The sequence below is a fragment of the Microvirga ossetica genome, from assembly GCF_002741015.1.
GTDB lineage: Bacteria > Pseudomonadota > Alphaproteobacteria > Rhizobiales > Beijerinckiaceae > Microvirga > Microvirga ossetica.
The window spans coordinates 2,480,219-2,498,699 of the sequence record NZ_CP016616.1 but is presented as its reverse complement, the minus strand read 5'-3'; the positions used below and the strand labels follow the sequence as shown (position 1 = coordinate 2,498,699).

Below are 18,481 nucleotides of genomic sequence, written 5' to 3'. Positions count from 1 at the left end.
TTAAGAGTACCTTGCAAAAATCTCTCAGCGGGTAAGCTGGAGCGTGCATCACATCATGAAGTAGGACATTCGAACCGGAGGTTTTTGCCATGGCATTGCGTCATCTTGTAACAACCGTTCCCGTTCTCGCCGTACTCGCCGCCGCATCTCCTGCCGACACGCGCGCGGCCGCGCAGGTCGGCCTGCTGTCATGCGATCTTTCGGCCGGGATCGGTCTGATCCTGATGCAGAGGCAATCGATGACATGCACGTTCCGGCGCACGGGCGGCGGCCCCGTCGAAAGATATACGGGAACCATCAACGAATACGGCATCGAACTCGGCGGCGTTGCGAGAGGACATCTCGTCTGGGCCGTTGCAGCCGAAACGCAGGGCATTCCCGCCGGCGCGCTTGCCGGAACCTATGCGGGCGTTGCCGCGGATGCCGCTTTCGGTCCCGGGGCCGGTGCCAGCGTGCTCATCGGTGGAACCGGTCGAGCGTTCTCGCTCCAACCGGTCTCGGTCGAGGGCGAGGTCGGCGTCAACATCGCCGCGGGAGTCCGAACCATCGAGTTGAGGCCCGCGAGCTGAGGCTCCTCCGGCTTCGATGGACAACGGTCGCGGCGTTTTGAGGTCCGTTGGAGGTCCAATGTATCTTGTCAGCGTCCTGGGATTGGCGGTTGTTCTTCCCATTGTCTCCATCCTGCTCGACATGACCCTGGCCGGAAGCGCAATCACCCTGCCGCTTGTCGGGAAATGGTTCGTGTTCTGGGCCGTCGGAATCCGCCTGTTTATGGCGGGCATACGCCAGGTCCTGCAACCGTCCTTCACCGCCGTGACGATCTTCAAGATCAAGGATCCCGAGGCCGAAAAACTCGTCACCGAGATCGGCTTCGGCAATCTGTCCATGGGCCTCATCGGCATCCTGTCGCTAGCGGTCCCAAACTGGCTGGTCCCAAGCGGTGTGGCAGGCGGGCTCTATCTCGGCCTGGCGGGCCTCAAGCACATCGCATCGAAGAATCGCACGCGTGAAGAGACCATCGCGATGGTGACCGACCTGCTTGTCGCGCTGATCGTCGGCATCGCGATTGCCGCAATCTTCCTTCAGCGCGCTTGAACCGGACGATGTTCCCAAGTTCGACGCTATTGAATCCTAGGGCGCTGAATGGCAGGATAGGAAAATCGTACGGTGCCCCTCCGAAGCATGCTCTTCGCATCAAAGGACGGTTCGATGTCCATCATCCCACCAGTGCTTTCCCTCATCGCTTCGCTGTCGATCGGCGTGGCCGATACACTTCCCGAATTCGATACCCCCCGGAATTGCGAGGCCGCCATGAAGGCGGTGGGCGGTTCGCAGATCCAGACCGTGCAGCAATGCATTGCCGACGAAAGAAGCGCGCGGGCGGAAATCGAAAGGCAATGGGGAACCTTCGCGGCAAGCCTTCGCGATCGCTGCATCGATGAGACTCAGGTCGGCGGCGGCCCGAGCTATGTGGACATCCTCGAATGCCTCCGATTCGGCGCTAGCGCGAAACCGATGTGAGGCGCGAGGGGCCGTGCCGGAGCGATGACAATGGCTCCATTGCCGTTTCCGGCTCGAAGTCCCGAGGCCCTGTCTCTCCAGGGCCGGCGATCGTGGAAGCTTCTGGCCGTCGTGATATTGCTCGGCTGCTGCACCCCTCATAGCCCCGTTTCGGCCCAGCCGGCGGGACCGCCCCCGTCGGTCGTCGTTGCGCCGATTCGTGCGCAGGACGTCACCGACCGCGTCCATTTCATCGGCAATGTCGAGGCGACCCAGCAGGTCGAGCTGAGAGCCCGCGTGGAGGGCTTTCTCGACAAGGTGGCCTTCGCCGAGGGCAGCTTCGTCGAAGCGGGAACGATGCTCTATCAGATCGAGCAGGGGCCGTATCAGGCCTCGCTCGACCAGTCCAAGGCGGGGCTCGCATCGGCCGAGGCGCAGCTCGCATCCGCGCAGGCGACCTTGACGGCGAGGCAGGCCGAGCTCGATCGCCAGACGACTCTGGCGCGGCAGCAATTCGCCTCGCAGGCGGTTCTCGACCAGGCAACCGCCCAGCGGGACGAGGCCGCCGCCGCCGTGCAGCAGGCAAAGGCGCAGATTCAATCGGCGCAGGCGCAGATCAACACCGCGACCTTGAACCTCTCTTACACGACCGTCATGGCTCCGATTGCCGGCCGCATCGGTAAGTCCGCGGTCACAATCGGCAATCTCGTCTCCCCCAGCACCGGCGTGCTCGCCACCATCGTCCAGATGTCGCCGATCCGTGTCGTCTTCTCGATCCCGGAACGGGACTACGTCGCTCTCATGAAGTATCTGTCCGGACCGGACGGGCGCGCAGCCGCGAACCCGTTCGATCTGTTCGCACCGCATCTTCTCCTGCCCGATGGCACCGATTACGGGAAGTCCGGAAAGATCGAATTCATCAACAATCAGATCGATCCCTCGACCGGCACGGTCGCGGTGCGGGCCGTGTTCGAGAACCCGGACAACCTCCTCCTGCCCGGCCAGTTCGTGTCCGTCACGGTGCAGATCGGGCGTCCGCAAATGCTTCCGAACGTGCCTCAATCGGCCATCATGAGGGACGACCAGGGGCCTTACGTCTATCTCGTGGACAAGGACAACCGGGTCCAGAAGCGTCCGATCAAGACCGGCATCCGCACCGATACCGGTTATGCGGTCGAGAGCGGATTGCAGGAGGGCGAAACCGTCATCGTCGACGGCATCCAGAAAGCCCGTCCGGGAATCGTGGTGCAGCCGGTCGCGGCCGCAGCACCGGATCCTGCGGGACCCCGCCGATGATTTCGGGTGTCTTCATCGCGCGGCCGCGTCTGGCCATCGTCATCTCCCTCGTCATCACGATCGCCGGCCTTCTGAGCCTGTTCACGCTCCCCGTCGCGCAATACCCGAACATCACGCCGCCCGTCGTTCAGGTGAGCGCCTCGTATCCGGGGGCCGACGCCTCGACGATCGCACAGACGGTGGGAGCGCCGATCGAGCAGCAGGTGAACGGCGTCAAGGGCATGATGTACATGTCGTCGACGAGCTCGTCCTCCGGCACATACTCGCTCCAGGTGACGTTCGCGCTCGGCACCGATCCCGACCTCGCCCAGGTCAACACCCAGAACCGGGTGGCCCTGGCCACGTCGCAGCTTCCGGCCATCGTCAACAGCCTCGGCGTCAACGTCCAGCAGCAATCGACCAGCATGCTGGCCGTCATCAACGTCTCTTCCGACGACCCGTCCCAGGACCCGATCTTCATCTCCAACTACACGAGCATCAACCTGCAGCCGGCGCTGGCGCGGGTGCCCGGCGTCGGATCGACGACCCTGTTCGGCGCTCTCAACTACTCGATGCGCATCTGGCTCGACGTCGACAGGATGACGGCTCTTTCGATTACGCCCGGCGATGTGGCGGCGGCCATCGAGGGGCAGAACATCCAGGCCTCGCTCGGCCAGATCGGCGGCGCGCCGATCGCTTCCGACCAGGTCCTCCAGTATACGGTCGAAACGAAGGGCAGGCTTCTCGAACCGTCCGAGTTCGAGAACATCGTGCTGCGATCCGGCGGCAATGGCGCCGTCGTGCGCATCCGCGATATCGGACGGGTCGAGCTCGGCGCACAATCCTACAATCAAACCTCGCGACTCAACGGGGTGCCGGCAGCGACATTGGCGATCTACCAGCTTCCCAACGCCAATGCGCTGAGCGTCGCCAGGCAGGTGCGCACGCAGCTGGCGCAGCTGCAGAGCCGCTTTCCCCCGAACCTCAAGGCGGAAGTCATCTACGATTCGACCCTGTTCGTGTCCGCCTCCATCAAGGAGATCGCCGAGACATTGGGGCTGACGGCCATCGTCGTGCTGCTGGTCGTCTTCATCTTCCTCCAGGACCTGCGCGCCACGATCATCCCCGCGGTGACGATTCCGGTGTCGCTGATCGGCGTCTTCGCGATCTTCCAGATCGCCGGCTATTCGGCCAACACGATCAGCCTGTTCGCCATCGTGCTCGCCATCGGCCTTGTGGTCGACGATGCGATCGTGGTCGTCGAGAACGTGCAGCGTATCATGGAAGAGGAGGGGGCTTCCCCCCGCGAGGCCGCGCTGAGGGCCATGGAGCAGGTCACGGGTCCCATCGTCTCGACGACTCTCGTGCTGTTTGCGGTGTTCGGGCCCGTCGCCTTTCTTCCCGGCATCACCGGTGAACTCTACCGGCAGTTCGCCGTCACCATCTCGGCGGCGGTCGCCATCTCGGCCGTGAATGCGCTGACCCTCTCTCCTGCGCTCTGTGCCGTCGTCTTAAGGCCGCCCAAGCATCGCACGAGCGGTCCCTTCGCCCTGTTCAACAGCGGTCTCGACCGGATCCGGCATCGTTATGTCGGTATTGCCGGACTGATCGCGCGCCGGTCCGTGGTGGCGGGGCTGATCGTCCTCGTCGCGGGCGCCGCCGCGGCGCTGGGTTTCATCCGGCTGCCGACCTCGTTTCTTCCGAGCGAGGATCAAGGCGTCATGTTCGTCGACGTCCAGCTGCCGGACGCTGCCGCCCTGCCGCGGACGGAAGCGATCATGGGCGAGGTGGACTCGATTGCGCGCTCGCTCCCGGGCGTGGCCAATGTCATCACCGTCTCCGGCTTCAGCCTTCTGACGAGTGCGCCCTCATCGAGCAGCGGTCTTGGCATCGTGGTCCTCAAGCCCTGGTCGGAGCGGACCAGCGCCGAGACGAGCCTCGGGGCGATCTATCAGAAGCTCCGCAGCGAATATGCAGCGCTGCCCGGAGCCAATGTCACGCCCTTCCCGCCGCCGGCCATTCCAGGACTCGGTGCTTCGGGCGGGTTCGATTTCCGGCTGGAGGCGGTGGGCAATCAAACGCCGGAGGATCTTGCCATCGCGCTGCGCTCCGTTATCGCCACCGCCAACCAGGACCCGCGCATCGCGCACGCCTATTCGACCTATTCGGCATCGGTTCCCCGCCTCTTCATGGACTTGAACCGCGTAAAGGCCGAGAGCCTCGGTGTGTCCGTCGGCGATCTTTTCGCGACGATGCAGGCGATGCTCGGGTCCTTTTATGTCAACCAGTTCAACTATCTGGGCCGGACGTTCCAGGTCAACATTCAGGCGGATGCCTCCTTCCGTTCACGGGTCAGCGACATCTCCCGCCTCTACGTCCGTAACAGGAGCGGGGCGATGGTGCCGTTGAGAACCGTTGCCGATATCCGCACGCAGCTCGGGGCCGATCTCGTCTACCGGTACAACCAGTTCCCGTCGGCCCAGATCTCCGGCGATTCCGCACCCGGCTACAGTTCGGGCGATGCGATGGCAGCCATGACCGCCGCCTTCGATAAGACGCTCCCTTCCGGCTACAATTTCGACTGGTCGGGGCTCTCCTTCCAGGAGGCCAGCCAAACCGGGGCGGGCACCGCTCTCATCTTCGCCCTCGCGTTGATATTCGGATATCTGTTCCTTGTCGGCCTCTACGAGAGCTGGATGGTGCCGCTTGCCGTAGTCACTTCCATTGTGATCGCCGTTCTCGGCTCTGTTCTGACCGTCACGGTCCTGGGTCTCGGCAACGATCTCTATACGCAGATCGGCCTCGTGCTCCTGATCGGGCTGTCGGCGAAGAATGCGATCCTTATCGTGGAGTTCGCGCATGAGCAGCGGGATGCCGGAAAGACCCGTTACGACGCGGCGTTGGCTGCGGCCGGAATGCGTTTTCGCGCCGTCGTGATGACCGCCATCGCCTTCATCATCGGTCTTGTCCCCCTCGTGATCGCGACGGGTGCGGGCGCTAACAGCCGCATCCATCTGGGCTTTACGGTGCTGGGCGGCATGGTGGCGGCAACGCTCTTCGGCATTCTCGTCGTTCCGGGCCTTTACGTCATGTTCCAGTGGATGGGCGACAAGGCCTTCGGGGTGCCCGACGAGCCGAAAGCGGCAGCCGACGCACGGCCTGCTTCGAGCGGCGAAGCGGCCTGATCGCCTGGGCTTTACACCATCTTGTGGAACAGGTCGGTGAAGAGATAGGGCCCGAACGTCCAGAAGCCCGCCCAGAGCGAAGCGCCGAGGGCATTGGCGACGACGAAGTGGCTCCACGGCATGCCGACCGATCCGGCCACGAGTCCATTGAGCTGCCGCAGCAGCACGACGAACCGGGCGGTCAGGACCATGACGAAACCTCTCTTCCGAGCCATCGCCTCCACATTAGCCAGACGCTCCGGGGTCAACTTGACCAGCGATCCGAAACGCTGGAGCAGCAGGCGTCCGCCGAAGCGGCCGATCAGGTATCCCGTGCTGTCGCCGAGCACGCCGCCCATCCAGGCGGCGAGGAAGACGTGCACGATGGCAAGGTCACCACGGGCCGCCAGAAGAGCGGCGGCGATCAGTGCGCTTTCGCCCGGAAGCGGAACGCCGAAGGACTCGAAATAGATGATCAGGAACAGGGCGAAGGCGCCATAGCTCACGATGGCCGGCTCGATCCATGCAAGCGCCTCCTGGAACAGGCTCATCGGATATCGCTCTCGTCAGCGCGCTTCGATTTCGGCGATGGCATCGGATATCGGAGAAACGGAGACCCGGATCAATCCGCGTGTCGGAGAGCCGAGCTCGAGGATCAGGAAGATCCCTCCGGAGATGGCCAGCGCGGACAACAGCAGGATGGTGATTACGGTCTTGTTGCTGGGAGCGAAAAGGCCGAAGCTCGCATACAGCAGAGACAGCCAGAAGATGACGAGGATCAGAAAGGGAGGCGGGGTGAAAACGCTTGTCCTCTCCACGAGAATCCAGCGCGCATCCGAGATCGCATCGATCAGCTGCAGGGCCTGCGACTGGATCATGCGCAACCGATCGTCGCCGGGACGCAACTCGGCGACCCGGTCGTTGATGGCCTCGAGCATATAGAGGTTGTCGAGGCTCAAACGATCGTCGCTGCGGCCCATGGACAATTCATATGCCTTCGCCTCAGCGTATTTGCGCAGCTCGTCTCGGATGCCGGAGGCGTCGGGGCCATATCGGACCAGGACCCGGTTGAGTTTGACGATATCGATCGCCAATGTCGTGATCGCGTTGGTCCGGGCGCTGAACGCCGTATTGGCCGTGCTGATCATCAGGCTGATCACGAGCGCCGCAAGCGTGCCCACCACGGCCATGGACACCGAGACGGCCGTTCGCGACTCGACGCTCAGATGATTCGTGGGAAGCTGGCGGGAGAGCCCCAATCCGAGCAGGGCGCCGCAGAAGATCGCGAAGAAGGTGAGCAGGCTGACCACCACGGAATTCATGAGCAGGCCTGCATCCTCCGATCCTTGCGCGTCAGGCATTAGGGGGCTTCAGCCCATCCGCGTCAAGGTCTCGAAAGGACGGGCGGGAACGACCGGTTGCGTCTCGGAACCCTGCCGGCCTCAGGCGCCTGCGCCACGCGCTCTCACTCCGCCACAGCTCTAAGAAGAGGTTTCGGAAGCGCGACGATGTTGTCGCAGATCAGCGAGCTCAGCTCATGAATCGGCGCCGGATGACCGACGAGATAGCCCTGAGCCTCGGTGCATCCCTCGAGGCCGAGGAAGCTCAGCTCTTCGGCCGTCTCCACGCCTTCGGCGATGACCGGAAGCCCGAGACCTCGGCCGAGGCCGAGGACGGCCCGGACGATGGCCGCAGCCTGCGGCTTGGTGTGGACGGCCTGAATGAAGGACCTGTCGATCTTGATCTTGTCGAACGGAAAAGCCTGCAGATTGGACAGCGACGAATAGCCGGTGCCGAAATCGTCCATGGCGATGTTGACGCCGAGCGTCTTGAGTTTCTGCAGAGCCAGAAGCGCCCGGTTGGGATCGCGGATGAGGGCCGTCTCGGTGATTTCGATTTCGAGCCGCTTGGATGAAAGGCCCGTCTCTTCGAGGATGCTGCGCACCAGTTCGACGAAGCCGTCGCTGCTCAGCTGCAGGGCCGAGACGTTGACGGCGACATTGAGCGGGCGCATCCATCCGACGGCCTCCCGGCAGGCCTCGCGCAGGACCCATTCGCCGATCTTCAGGATCAGCCCGCTTTCTTCGGCGATGGGGATGAAGATGGACGGTGAGACGCTGCCTCGCACCGGATGGGTCCAGCGCAGCAGAACCTCGAAGCCGAGCACCTCGCCGGTGTCGACCTGCGCCTGCGGCTGGAAGACCAGACGCAGCTCGTCGTTGTCGATGGCATGCCGCAGGTCGTGCTCGATGCTGCGGCGTTCGCGGATCTGCGCTCCCATCCCCGCCTCGAAGAAGCGATAGGCGCCTTTCCCTTCGGCTTTTGCGCGATAGAGAGCGGTGTCGGCGCTGGAGAGAAGCTCCGTGCGGTCCCGTGCGTCGGACGGGTACAGGGCAATGCCGATGCTGACCGAGACGACGCCGGCGGGCGTCTTGTCCGTATCAGGGCCCTTGAGGGATTTCAGCAAGCTCTCAGCCAGCTGTCCGACCTGGGCGGGATCGGTGGCCTGCGGAACGATGATGGCGAACTCGTCGCCGCCGAGGCGCGCAAGCATGTGGTCTTCGGCCAGGACGGACGAGAACTGCTGGGCGATGTGCTGAAGCAGCTGATCTCCCGCCGAATGTCCGTAGAGATCGTTGACGTCTTTGAAGCCGTCGAGGTCCAGGCAGAGCAAAGCAAGCTGCTGGCTGGTTCTGCGATGCAGCTTGATCTCGCGATTGAGCCGCTGGTCGAAACTCGCGCGGTTGTCCAACCCGGTCAACGGATCGTGATGCGCGAGATAGCGGATCTGCGCCTCGGCATTGCGGCGGTCGCGCAGGTCGCGGAACGCCACGACATTGTGCAACTCGCCGTTATAGGTGATCTGCCGCGTGATCAGCTCGACAGGAATCAAGGTTCCGTCACCGTCCAGCAGATCGGCTTCGATGGCTTGTCCGGCAACCGCAAAAAGCGCTTCGCGCCTCTTGGCGTTCGGCAGGCAGGCGGCCAGTTCCCGTCCGCAGATCTGCTCCGGGGCCAGATTTGCAAGCCGTGCGAAGCTCTGGTTGACGGAGACGATGGTCTCTCCCTTGCAGAGCACGAGGCCCTCGACAGCTGCGTCGGTGAGGTCCCGCATTCGCTCCATCTCGAGCGCTTCGCGCCGTCGCTCCCGCAGGTCGAGGCTCAAGGCTGCGACGGCGAGCAGGAGGATGACCAAGCTGATGAAGGCCACGCCGATGGCAAGCCATTCGGACTGAAGGGCCAAAGACGAAAGTTCGATGCTGGGATCGGGCGTGATCGCTGCAGCACCCATGGCCGTGAAATGGTGGCTGCAGATCGCCAGCGTCAGCAGTCCCGCGCCGATCAATTTCCGGCGCATCGTATGGCCTTTGAGACCCGTGAACAGGGAGAGAGCGCCGAGGAGCGCACCGAGCAGGATCGAGACGATGACCAGTACGGGATTCCACGCGATGGTGCCGGCCACTTCGAAGGCGGCCATGCCGGTGTAGTGCATCGTGGCGATGCCGCCTCCGACAACGGCCCCCCCGAGACCTGCCCACACACGTCCGGGCATGAGAGCGACGCAGAATCCGACACCTGTCAGGGAGACGGCGGCCAGCAGGGACAGGATCGTCAGCGCGACGTTGTATCCCGTGGGCAGGCTGGGAGCGAAGGCCAGCATCGCGATGAAATGCGTTGCCCAGATGCCGAACCCGGTGGAGATGGCAGCGATCCCAAGCCAAAGGCCCTGCCGGCTGCCCACGGATCGGGGTGCGTGGTGGAGAAGATGAACTGCCGTGAGGGATGCAAGACCGCACACCAGTGCTGCCAGGGCAACGAGCCGGAGGTCGTGCTCCTCAACGATGCAGTTATAGACCGTCAGCATGACAAACCTTAACGCCTCCGTCCTCGAGACGGCCCGGCGCAGGGCGGTTCGATTCGAAGCTTCGATCCTGAAAATGGCACATGGGAAATATACCGGGTTCGCACCGGTATGGCGGAGCAGCATCATGCCTTTGGACCGGCGTCTCTTGAGCGACGTCCAATCCGCCATCTTTGGTTTTTGTTCTTAGCGCCGAACTATTCTGCGATGGGCATGGCGAGTCAACGCAAGACGCTGCGCCTCGGCGCCCGGTCCGTTCAAAAGGTTAACGGTTCGTATGCGGATATCGAGGCACGCGCGATATCCTATTTCAGGTAGTCGTAGACCACCTCGCCAAGGCCGAGGGTGAGGTCGGCGATGTAGTGGCTCGCGGAGACGACTTCGCGCACCGGCAGGCGGGCGACGTCGCACATGGCGTGCTCGAAGAGCTGCAGCGCGGCAGGCCCGGTCCAGGCGCCCTTCAGCTGCACGTCCTCCATGTAGTATCGGACGAGTTCGCAGATCCGCGGCGTGCAATCCACATGCGGGATGATCTTGATCATGAAGGCCGGTTTGGCCATGCCCTTGGCTATCGTCGCGAGATCGATCTCCCGATGCTTGTAGCCCATCGTGGCGGTGACGCAGAGCACCGATCCGTAGTGCAGGGTGCCGACGAGCGTCTCCTGCTCGTGCGCGAGCTTGGGGCTCGCGAGCTTCTTCGGAAAGCCCCAGATCTCGCGTCCGCCGGCGATCGGCGAGTTGTCGTCGAGATACATGGCATGCACGTAGCCGCCTTCCTGCACCTCGCCGGACGGCGTGGTGAAGCGCACGGGAATCACCTGTCCGGTTTCGGTGTAGTCGCCGAAGCCCGTCGAGTCGGGCATGCGGATGAACTCATAGGCGACGGTGTCGCCGATGACCTCGAGCGGCTCCGGCACCACGGCGCGCAGCACCTCCGGATCGGTGCGATAGGTGATGACGACGAATTCCCGGTTGTAGAAGCGATAGGGCGGTTTCGGATAGGCCGGGTCGTTGAGCGGCATGGCGAAGGCTTTATCGCGAACGTCGGAGATCTTCATGGCTTCCTCATGAGGTCGGTCGGCATGGTGGATCAGGGCTCGGAGAGGTCGAAGGTCGCAACCCCGTCCGGCGTGACAGGCCGCTTCAGAATATCGGGATGGCGCAGAGTGCGTGCGGTGTCCTCGTAGCCCGCGGACCAGTGCTCCTCCATGGTCTCGCGCGAGAACTCGTAATCCTTGGACGAGCCTTCGTAGCTTTTGGCGCGGTAGATCAGGTGGACGATGTTGTGCACCGTTTCGTCGGCCTTTGCCCGCAGCAATGCCATTTCGGAATCGGCGTTCAGCAGGTCCTGGTCCGACACCAACTGGAGCAGCCGGTGGGCGGCGCGGCGCAGGCGCTGCTCCTGCTTGAACTGATCGGTGTTCTTGCGGGTGCGGCTCGAGAAGCGGATGTCTTTCTGCCGCAGGTCGATGCCGACGAGGTCGTGCGGGATCTCGCCTCTGGCGCTCCAGAGATCGACCTGGAACACCAGCGAATCCTGCCGCGGCCTGGAATCGCGCAGCCATTGCAGCGGCGTGTTGGAGACGAGCCCCCCGTCCCAGTAATAGTCTCCGCCGACCTGGACGGCGGGAAAGCCTGGGGGAAGCGCACCGCTCGCCATGATGTGCTCCGGCTCGAGAGTGCGTTCGGCATTGTCGAAGAATTCGAGATTGCCCGTGCGGATATTCACGGCTCCGATGGCGAAGCGGGTCTCCTGCGCATTGATGCGGTCGAAATCCACCAGCTCCTCCAGCGTCTCCCGTAGCGGGCCGACATCGTAGAAGCTGTTGGTCTCGATATTCGCGGAGCCGAGAAAGGGAGGGAGCTGCCGCGGAAAGAAGAAGCCGGGCGCCCCGTTCATGAGCGTCGTGCAGGCCTGCGTCTGGTTGACGAGGGTATGGAGGAACTCGCTGCCGAATTCGAGGGCACCCAGCATCGACGTTCCGATCGAGGGCATCCATGGCGGCGGCGCGGTGATGCGCTCCCAGAATGCTCTCAGGCGCGCAACGCGCTCTTTCGGCGGGTTGCCGGCGATGATCGCCGCATTGATCGCCCCGATCGAGATGCCACCGATCCAGTTCGGGTGCAGATCCGCCTCGGCCAGCGCCTGATAGACCCCGCCCTGATACGCGCCCAAAGCGCCGCCGCCCTGGAGCACCAGCGCGAGGCGCTCGAATTGCGGGCGTTCGGTGACGGGCCTGACCCCGGTTCTCGTCGTCATGAAAAACCTCACAAGAACGAAGGACCGCCCGCGCCGATCAGGGTCCAGCGCTCAGATGGTCCGTTCGTGATGAGCGATCGGCATGAAGGGCAACACAGGTCGTAGGGGTGACCCCACGAGACTGACACGAGAGGGCATGCACCGCAATGGCTCTTGGGAGGCACCACTTGCCTGCGCCCACCCGCACTCTGTCAGATCGGAGGCAGCTTGAGCCATTGCGCCAGGGCACTGACGATGAGGTTGACGGACAGAGCCGCGAGGATCACCCCCATGATGCGGCGGATGACATTGGCGCCGCCATGACCGATGATTCTGCCGATCGCGTTGCCCAGCAGAAAGACGACGAGCATCAAGGTCAGGACTGCGGCGAGGACGCCGTAGGTGACGACCTGCTCGGGAAGCGTGAATCGGTGATTGTCGGTGAGGATGATGATCGCCAGCATGGAGCCCGGACCGGCAATGATCGGCGTCGCCAGGGGATAGATGGCGACCCTCAACGCGTTGTTGCCCGGTTCGTCCGGAGATGATGCGCCGGATCGGGGCTCTCCCAGCACCATGGAGATGGAGAACAGGAGCAGGATGATCCCACCTGCGATCTGGAAGGACAGCAGCGATATGCCCATGGCGTGGAGCAGGAACTGGCCCGCCACGCCGAAGAAGATGAGAATGCAGAAGGCGATGACGACGGCGAGAGCCGCTGCCCGGCGTCGTTCCTGGCGCGCGAGCTCTTCCGTGGCCCCTAAGAACAGCGGCAGATGCCCGATCGGGTCGAGCATCGCCCAGAGTGTGAAGAACTGGTTCAGCAGCAGGCCTTGATCTTCCAGCATCTCTTGCTGTGTCCCTCTGGATCCCGAGACGAAGGATGAACGGCCTCACATCCGGTCACAAGTCGATAACGTCCTTTGCTCGGCAGCATATTTCCTCGGACGGAAAAGCTTGACCGAATGTGTCCTCGCCGAGCACACTCGTCCGAACAGGGTCCAGAGCCCGCCAGCCTGTACCAGTTCAAAGCCTGCCGCTTCGATGCACCACCAACAATCGAGAAATTCGGTCTGACAAGGGAGAAGTCGATGCAAGTCAAGCTGTCGTTCCTGGTTCTCGCTACAATCGCGGCCCTGGTTTCGGGCTGCATGTCGAGCAGTGCGGACCGCCCGCCGAACTATGTCGAGTCGCAGCTCACGCAAGATCCGCTTCCGCGCGGCTCGATGGTTGCATCGCCGGATCTCCCCGACGAGATCGGCGAGCCGGAATAGGCCTGCGCCGGCCAGGGTCCGTCATGATCGGACGCCCGCATGGTCTCCGGGATGGGAGACGGCATGTACGGCACCTGTTCACGATGGCTCCCCGGCCGGCGTGCTGCCGGCCGTTCTCGGCCATGCCGGCACGGCTGCGCCCCGCGCGGGAGCTGACGATGGCGATGATCCGAAGGCGAAGGCCGAGAGCCGGCCGCCATCGCGCCCGGCGGCGAGATGCGTGATTAAATCTGAGCTTCGATGGCCGCCTTGTCGATCACCGACCAGACTTGCACAATCTTTCCTTGCCGGAATTCGTAGAACACGTTCTCGGTGAAGGACACCCTCTTCCCATTGACATCGAGGCCAAGGAAATTTCCCTTTGGCGTACAGTCGAAGCCCAGCCGGCTCGCGATGTAAGGCGGATCGGACATCAGCAGAAGAATGCTGAAGTGAAGATCCGGGATGTCCTGAAAGTCCTGCTCCAGCATCTCGCGATAGCCTGATATCCCGATCCGCCGACCATTGTGGGACACCTCGTCATGAACGAAGTTTTTCAGCTTCGGCCAGTCCTGCTCGTTCAGGCAGGCGATGTAGTCGCGGTAGAGGGCTGAGAGATCGGTTTTCAGCATGATCCTTACCCGGAAATGAAAGGGCGGCGCACCTGCGAGAGACGCGCCGCCCTTGGCCTAACGAAAAACTGCGAACCGGGCTTACACGTCCAGGTTCGCCACCGAGAGGGCGTTCTCCTGGATGAACTCGCGGCGGGGCTCCACCACGTCGCCCATGAGCTTGACGAAGAGATCGTCGGCGTCGGTGGTGTCCTTCACCTTGACCTGCAGCAGCGAGCGCACGTCGGCATCGAGCGTCGTTTCCCAAAGCTGCTGTGCGGTCATCTCGCCGAGGCCCTTGTAGCGCTGGAGCTGCAGGCCCTTGCGGCCCGCGGCAAGCACCGCGTTGAAGAGCGAGAGCGGACCGTCGATCTGCATCTCGTCGTTCTTGCGCACGAGCTTTGCCGGCTTGGCATAGACGTCCTGCAGGGACTTGGCACGCTCGTCGAGCTTCTTGGCCTCCTGACTGGCGATGAGCGCCTGGTCGAGCGTTGCGGTCTGCGTCACGCCGCGCACGGTGCGCGAGAAGACATAGCCGCCGTCGCGGACCTCTCCGGTCCAGCCGCGCTCGAGCTCCTCAGAGATCGCATCGAGACGCTGGGCGATATAGGCTGCTGCCGCAGGACCGCGATCGGGATCGTCGACCACATCGGGGCGCAGCGCGCCGGCAGTCGCCGCCTGCTCCACCGCCTTGCGGTTATAGCGCGTGTGCAGGCTGTTCAGCACCTGCCGCACGAGGCGGGCCTCGTCTATCAGGCCTTTGAGCTGATCGCCCTGGAACTCCACGCCGGTTTCGAGGCGCAAAGCTGCGGCGTCGATGCCGGCATCGATGAGGAAGTCCTCCAGCGCGCGTTCGTCCTTCAGGTAGATCGCCTGCTTGCCGCGGGTCGCCTTATAGAGCGGCGGCTGCGCGATGTAGAGATAACCGCGGTCGATCAGCTCCGGCATCTGCCGGAAGAAGAAGGTGAGCAGCAGCGTGCGAATGTGCGAGCCGTCCACGTCCGCGTCCGTCATGATGATGATGCGGTGGTAGCGCAGCTTGTCGAGGTTGAACTCCTCGCGGCCGATGCCGGTGCCGAGCGCAGTGATCAGCGTACCGATCTCTTGGCTGCCCAGCATCTTGTCGAAGCGCGCGCGCTCGACGTTGAGGATCTTTCCGCGCAAGGGGAGCACGGCCTGGAAGGCGCGGTTGCGGCCCTGCTTGGCGGAGCCGCCGGCCGAGTCGCCCTCGACGAGCAGCAGCTCGCATTTCGACGGATCGCGCTCCTGGCAATCGGCGAGCTTGCCGGGCAGTGATGCGATGTCGAGCGCGCCTTTGCGGCGGGTGAGCTCGCGCGCCTTGCGCGCAGCCTCGCGGGCGGCGGCTGCTTCCACCACCTTGCCGACGAGGGTCCGGGCTTCCTGCGGATGCTCCTCGAGCCAGTTGTTGAGCGCCTCGTTCAGGACGTTCTCGACGGCGGGACGCACTTCGGACGAGACGAGCTTGTCCTTCGTCTGCGACGAGAACTTCGGATCCGGCACCTTCACGGACACGACGGCGGTCAGACCCTCGCGGCAATCGTCGCCGGTGAGCGAAACCTTTTCCTTCTTCGTGAGGCCGGAGGATTCCGCATAGCCGTTCACCTGACGGGTGAGCGCTGCACGAAAGCCGGCGAGATGCGTGCCGCCATCCCGCTGCGGGATGTTGTTGGTGAAGCAGAGCACGTTCTCGTGGTACGAATCGTTCCACCACAAAGCCACCTCGACGCCGATGCTGTCCTTCTCCGAGCGGATGAGGATCGGCTGCTGGATCAGCGGGGTCTTGGCGCGGTCGAGATAGCGCACGAAGGCTTCGACGCCGCCCTCGTACATCAGCTCCTCGCGCTTGTGCTCCGCGTGGCGCTTATCGGTAAGGATGATGCGCACTCCCGAGTTCAGGAAGGCGAGCTCGCGCAGGCGATGCTCCAGGGTGGCGTAATCGTACTCCACCATGGTGAAGGTATCCGTGGAGGCTAGGAAGGTGACTTCCGTGCCGCGCTTGCCTTCGGCGTCGCCGACGACGGCCAAGGGCGCCACCGCGTTGCCATGACGGAACTCGATCTCGTGCGCCTTGCCATTGCGGTAGATGCGCAGCTTGAGCCAGCTGGAGAGGGCGTTCACCACGGACACGCCGACGCCGTGCAGGCCGCCGGAAACCTTGTAGGAATTCTGGTCGAACTTACCGCCCGCGTGCAGCTGGGTCATGATGACCTCGGCCGCCGAGATGCCTTCGCCCTGGTGGATGTCGGTGGGAATGCCGCGGCCGTTGTCGGTGACGGTCACCGAGCCGTCGGCATTGAGCGTCACGGTCACTTCCGTTGCATGACCGGCGAGTGCCTCGTCGATGGCGTTGTCCACCACCTCGTAGACCATGTGGTGCAGGCCCGAGCCGTCATCGGTATCGCCGATATACATGCCCGGCCGCTTGCGCACCGCATCAAGGCCCTTGAGCACCTTGATCGATTCCGCGCCATAGGCATCGGCATTCACGTTGATAGCAGGTTCGGCCATTTGGGATCCTTCAAGGCGCGCGGAAAAGGACAGGGCGCGCCAGGGTTTTGATTCGTCAGATCAATTATTTAGGGATGAATGGTTGAAATTTCACCCCCGCGCGCATATGCGCGCGTAAAAACGGGCGGAAAATCCACCAAAAATTGCCGAATCGGGGCCGAAGGGCGGTCCCCGTCAGCGTGACGCAACGGCGGCCGCGGCGCCCGCCAGCATGGCGCCGGTGGTCCGGTTGAGGATCCGGATGGCCTTGGGCGTCGTAAAGAGCTGCCGGGCGCGGGCGGCAAGCACGATATAGCCCGCAAAGACCACGCCCAGAACGGTCAAGGTCGCCGCCACCAGTTCGGCAAAGCCCAGCACGGTGATGCGGGTCAGGTCGAGGATCGTGGGCAGGAGCGCGAGGTAGAACACGATGGTCTTCGGATTGCCGAGCGTCAGCGCCAGCCCGCCCAGAAGAAGCCTGGCCGGATGCTCGGCTCGCTCCTCCGCCGTCACGTCCTTGGCGACCGCAGGCGCGGTCCAGATCTTGTAGGCAATGTAGAGCAGGTAGGCCGCGCCGGCATATTTGATGACCAGGAACACCTCGTGGAACGCCTGGGCCAGGGCGGCGAGGCCGAGAATCGCGAAGGTCAGCCAGACCACGTCGCCCAGGGCCACGCCGATGCTGAAGGCGATGGCGTCCCTCGGGCCCCGTCCCAGAACCCGCGCCACGATGGCGGCGATTCCCGGTCCCGGCGAGGCTGCGGCGATGAAGAGGGCGGAGGAGAAGAGCAGAAGGCCTGCGAGATCCATGGTTCTCTACCGACGAGCGACAAGGTGCCGGTCAGCATAGATCGAACCGGCCCGTCCCGCCATTAAGCTCTTGTGATGGGTTCGATCACGCCGGGTGACACCTGCAGCACGTCGGCCCGGCCCTCAAGTTCCGCAAAAAGGCTCGGGTCCGCCCCCGTCATCCAGACCTGCCCGCCGAGCGATTCCAGCGCGTGGTAGAGGCCGGCCCGGCGGCGGGGGTCGAGATGAGCGGCGACCTCGTCGAGGAGCACGAAGGGCGCGATGCCGCTCATGCTGGCGACGAGCCGGGCATGGGCGAGGACGAGGCCGATGAGAAGGGCCTTCTGCTCGCCTGTGGAAGCGGTGTTGGCGGGGATATCCTTCGGGCCGTGGCGCACGAGCAGGTCGGAGGCCTGGGGGCCGACGAGGGTGCGCCCGGCGGCGCGGTCGCGGTGGCGGTGATCGCGCAAGGTCGCCCGGTAGCGGTCCTCGGCGTCGACGGCGGGAAGCGTCGCCACGAGCGCGTCGATCTCGCCTTCCAGGTTCAGCGTGGCGAAGGGGAAGGGGGATTCCTCCTCGCGGGTTTCGAGCACCAGCGCAGCAAGCCGCTCCACGGTCTCGCGGCGGGCGGCGGCGACCGCGATGGCAAGTTCCGCCACCTCGCGCTCCAGCGCATCGAGCCAGAGACGGTCGTCGGGGTTCTCCTCGAGCACCCGATTGCGCGAGCGCAGCGCCCGCTCCAACGCGTTCACTCGCGTGCCGTGCTCCGCATCGACCGCAAGAACCAATCGGTCGAGAAAACGGCGCCGGTCGCCGGCAGGTCCGCGAAACAGCGCGTCGAGATCCGGGGTGAGCCAGACGACGCGCAGGTATTCGGCAAACGCCGTGGGCGAGGAAGCCGGCATGCCGTCGATGCGGCAGACCCGTGAGGCACGGGACCCTTCCCGCGAGGCGCGGGAGCCTTCATTCTGATGCTCGATTCCCGTGCCGAGCCGATGCTCGCCGTAAGGCGCATCGAGGGTGACGGAAACGGCGAAGGATCCCGGTCCCTCGTCGCGCGCCATGTCGGCGAGTTCCGCGCGCCGCAAGCCGCGCCCCGGCATGAAGAGCGAGATCGCCTCCAGCACGTTGGTCTTGCCGGCCCCGTTCTCGCCCACCAGCGCCACAAGCGGGCGTGCGACCGAGAGATCCAGGCTCGCATAGGTGCGGAAATCCTGGAGGATCAGACGGGCGATTCGGGAAGCGGCGGCGGGGGAGGAGGACATGCGCCCCCTTCATTC

At 63.9% G+C, this 18,481-nt stretch carries 16 protein-coding genes; 6 read left to right on the top strand and 10 right to left on the bottom strand.

The features are described 5' to 3' along the window. Positions 1–89: 89 nt before the first annotated feature. The 5 genes from BB934_RS11685 (at position 90) to BB934_RS11665 (ending at position 5,960) form a co-directional block, all read left to right on the top strand. On the top strand, positions 90–569 hold the full coding sequence (locus BB934_RS11685) for a DUF992 domain-containing protein (RefSeq protein WP_099509787.1): 480 nt from the start codon (positions 90–92) through the stop codon (positions 567–569). Between the two features lie 58 nt (positions 570–627). Next, the gene (locus tag BB934_RS11680; protein WP_099509786.1) at positions 628–1,095 is read left to right on the top strand and encodes a DUF6790 family protein; all 468 of its coding nucleotides are present in this window, start codon (positions 628–630) and stop codon (positions 1,093–1,095) included. Positions 1,096–1,209: 114 nt separating this feature from the next. Next, positions 1,210–1,521: a hypothetical protein gene (locus BB934_RS11675; RefSeq protein ID WP_157934137.1), complete on the top strand. Its 312-nt coding sequence runs from the start codon at positions 1,210–1,212 to the stop codon at positions 1,519–1,521. Positions 1,522–1,551: 30 nt separating this feature from the next. Beyond that, positions 1,552–2,796 (top strand): efflux RND transporter periplasmic adaptor subunit, encoded by a 1,245-nt coding sequence (locus BB934_RS11670; protein WP_157934136.1) that lies wholly within the window; start codon positions 1,552–1,554, stop codon positions 2,794–2,796. Next, positions 2,793–5,960 carry an efflux RND transporter permease subunit gene (locus BB934_RS11665; RefSeq protein ID WP_099509783.1) on the top strand — a complete coding sequence of 1,056 codons (3,168 nt, stop codon included), beginning with the start codon at positions 2,793–2,795 and terminating at the stop codon, positions 5,958–5,960. Before BB934_RS11670 ends, BB934_RS11665 begins: the two co-directional genes overlap by 4 nt. Before the next feature lie 11 nt (positions 5,961–5,971). Here BB934_RS11665 and BB934_RS11660 read toward each other — a convergent pair whose 3' ends face one another. The 6 genes from BB934_RS11660 to BB934_RS11635 form a co-directional block, all read right to left on the bottom strand. Continuing rightward, positions 5,972–6,490 (bottom strand): DedA family protein, encoded by a 519-nt coding sequence (locus BB934_RS11660; RefSeq protein WP_099509782.1) that lies wholly within the window; start codon positions 6,488–6,490, stop codon positions 5,972–5,974. A gap of 15 nt (positions 6,491–6,505) precedes the next feature. After that, the gene (locus BB934_RS11655) at positions 6,506–7,300 is read right to left on the bottom strand and encodes a bestrophin-like domain (RefSeq protein ID WP_237050252.1); all 795 of its coding nucleotides are present in this window, start codon (positions 7,298–7,300) and stop codon (positions 6,506–6,508) included. Positions 7,301–7,404: 104 nt separating this feature from the next. Beyond that, positions 7,405–9,804, bottom strand: a complete 2,400-nt coding sequence (locus BB934_RS11650; protein WP_099512768.1) for a bifunctional diguanylate cyclase/phosphodiesterase — start codon at positions 9,802–9,804, stop codon at positions 7,405–7,407. Positions 9,805–10,106: 302 nt separating this feature from the next. Continuing rightward, positions 10,107–10,859, bottom strand: coding sequence for an acetoacetate decarboxylase (locus BB934_RS11645; protein WP_099509781.1), 753 nt, complete (start codon positions 10,857–10,859; stop codon positions 10,107–10,109). A gap of 32 nt (positions 10,860–10,891) precedes the next feature. Next, positions 10,892–12,061 (bottom strand): patatin-like phospholipase family protein, encoded by a 1,170-nt coding sequence (locus BB934_RS11640; protein WP_099509780.1) that lies wholly within the window; start codon positions 12,059–12,061, stop codon positions 10,892–10,894. A gap of 191 nt (positions 12,062–12,252) precedes the next feature. Beyond that, positions 12,253–12,888 carry a MarC family protein gene (locus tag BB934_RS11635; protein WP_099509779.1) on the bottom strand — a complete coding sequence of 212 codons (636 nt, stop codon included), beginning with the start codon at positions 12,886–12,888 and terminating at the stop codon, positions 12,253–12,255. Between the two features lie 243 nt (positions 12,889–13,131). On the opposite strand from BB934_RS11635, the gene BB934_RS11630 reads away from it, so the two are divergent. Beyond that, positions 13,132–13,314, top strand: a complete 183-nt coding sequence (locus BB934_RS11630; RefSeq protein ID WP_099509778.1) for a hypothetical protein — start codon at positions 13,132–13,134, stop codon at positions 13,312–13,314. Between the two features lie 224 nt (positions 13,315–13,538). On the opposite strand, the gene BB934_RS11625 is transcribed toward BB934_RS11630, so the two are convergent. The 4 genes from BB934_RS11625 to recF all read right to left on the bottom strand — a co-directional run bounded on the left by BB934_RS11625 (position 13,539) and on the right by recF (position 18,466). Further along, positions 13,539–13,925: an ester cyclase gene (locus BB934_RS11625; RefSeq protein WP_099509777.1), complete on the bottom strand. Its 387-nt coding sequence runs from the start codon at positions 13,923–13,925 to the stop codon at positions 13,539–13,541. 81 nt (positions 13,926–14,006) lie between these two features. Continuing rightward, positions 14,007–16,433 (bottom strand): DNA topoisomerase (ATP-hydrolyzing) subunit B, encoded by a 2,427-nt coding sequence (gene gyrB, locus BB934_RS11620; protein WP_099509776.1) that lies wholly within the window; start codon positions 16,431–16,433, stop codon positions 14,007–14,009. Between the two features lie 174 nt (positions 16,434–16,607). Continuing rightward, positions 16,608–17,222 carry a LysE family translocator gene (locus tag BB934_RS11615; RefSeq protein WP_099509775.1) on the bottom strand — a complete coding sequence of 205 codons (615 nt, stop codon included), beginning with the start codon at positions 17,220–17,222 and terminating at the stop codon, positions 16,608–16,610. Positions 17,223–17,284: 62 nt separating this feature from the next. Beyond that, the gene (gene recF / locus BB934_RS11610) at positions 17,285–18,466 is read right to left on the bottom strand and encodes a DNA replication/repair protein RecF (RefSeq protein WP_099509774.1); all 1,182 of its coding nucleotides are present in this window, start codon (positions 18,464–18,466) and stop codon (positions 17,285–17,287) included. Positions 18,467–18,481: the final 15 nt, after the last annotated feature.

What these genes read in the sequence shown, in the direction of transcription:
- BB934_RS11685 (WP_099509787.1), top strand. Translation starts at nt 90, where the DNA reads ATGGCATTGCGTCATCTTGTAACAACCGTTCCCGTTCTCGCCGTACTC.
- BB934_RS11680 (WP_099509786.1), top strand. Translation starts at nt 628, where the DNA reads ATGTATCTTGTCAGCGTCCTGGGATTGGCGGTTGTTCTTCCCATTGTC.
- BB934_RS11675 (WP_157934137.1), top strand. Translation starts at nt 1,210, where the DNA reads ATGTCCATCATCCCACCAGTGCTTTCCCTCATCGCTTCGCTGTCGATC.
- BB934_RS11670 (WP_157934136.1), top strand. Translation starts at nt 1,552, where the DNA reads ATGGCTCCATTGCCGTTTCCGGCTCGAAGTCCCGAGGCCCTGTCTCTC.
- BB934_RS11665 (WP_099509783.1), top strand. Translation starts at nt 2,793, where the DNA reads ATGATTTCGGGTGTCTTCATCGCGCGGCCGCGTCTGGCCATCGTCATC.
- BB934_RS11660 (WP_099509782.1), bottom strand. Translation starts at nt 6,490, where the DNA reads ATGAGCCTGTTCCAGGAGGCGCTTGCATGGATCGAGCCGGCCATCGTG.
- BB934_RS11655 (WP_237050252.1), bottom strand. Translation starts at nt 7,300, where the DNA reads ATGCCTGACGCGCAAGGATCGGAGGATGCAGGCCTGCTCATGAATTCC.
- BB934_RS11650 (WP_099512768.1), bottom strand. Translation starts at nt 9,804, where the DNA reads ATGCTGACGGTCTATAACTGCATCGTTGAGGAGCACGACCTCCGGCTC.
- BB934_RS11645 (WP_099509781.1), bottom strand. Translation starts at nt 10,859, where the DNA reads ATGAAGATCTCCGACGTTCGCGATAAAGCCTTCGCCATGCCGCTCAAC.
- BB934_RS11640 (WP_099509780.1), bottom strand. Translation starts at nt 12,061, where the DNA reads ATGACGACGAGAACCGGGGTCAGGCCCGTCACCGAACGCCCGCAATTC.
- BB934_RS11635 (WP_099509779.1), bottom strand. Translation starts at nt 12,888, where the DNA reads ATGCTGGAAGATCAAGGCCTGCTGCTGAACCAGTTCTTCACACTCTGG.
- BB934_RS11630 (WP_099509778.1), top strand. Translation starts at nt 13,132, where the DNA reads ATGCAAGTCAAGCTGTCGTTCCTGGTTCTCGCTACAATCGCGGCCCTG.
- BB934_RS11625 (WP_099509777.1), bottom strand. Translation starts at nt 13,925, where the DNA reads ATGCTGAAAACCGATCTCTCAGCCCTCTACCGCGACTACATCGCCTGC.
- gyrB (WP_099509776.1), bottom strand. Translation starts at nt 16,433, where the DNA reads ATGGCCGAACCTGCTATCAACGTGAATGCCGATGCCTATGGCGCGGAA.
- BB934_RS11615 (WP_099509775.1), bottom strand. Translation starts at nt 17,222, where the DNA reads ATGGATCTCGCAGGCCTTCTGCTCTTCTCCTCCGCCCTCTTCATCGCC.
- recF (WP_099509774.1), bottom strand. Translation starts at nt 18,466, where the DNA reads ATGTCCTCCTCCCCCGCCGCCGCTTCCCGAATCGCCCGTCTGATCCTC.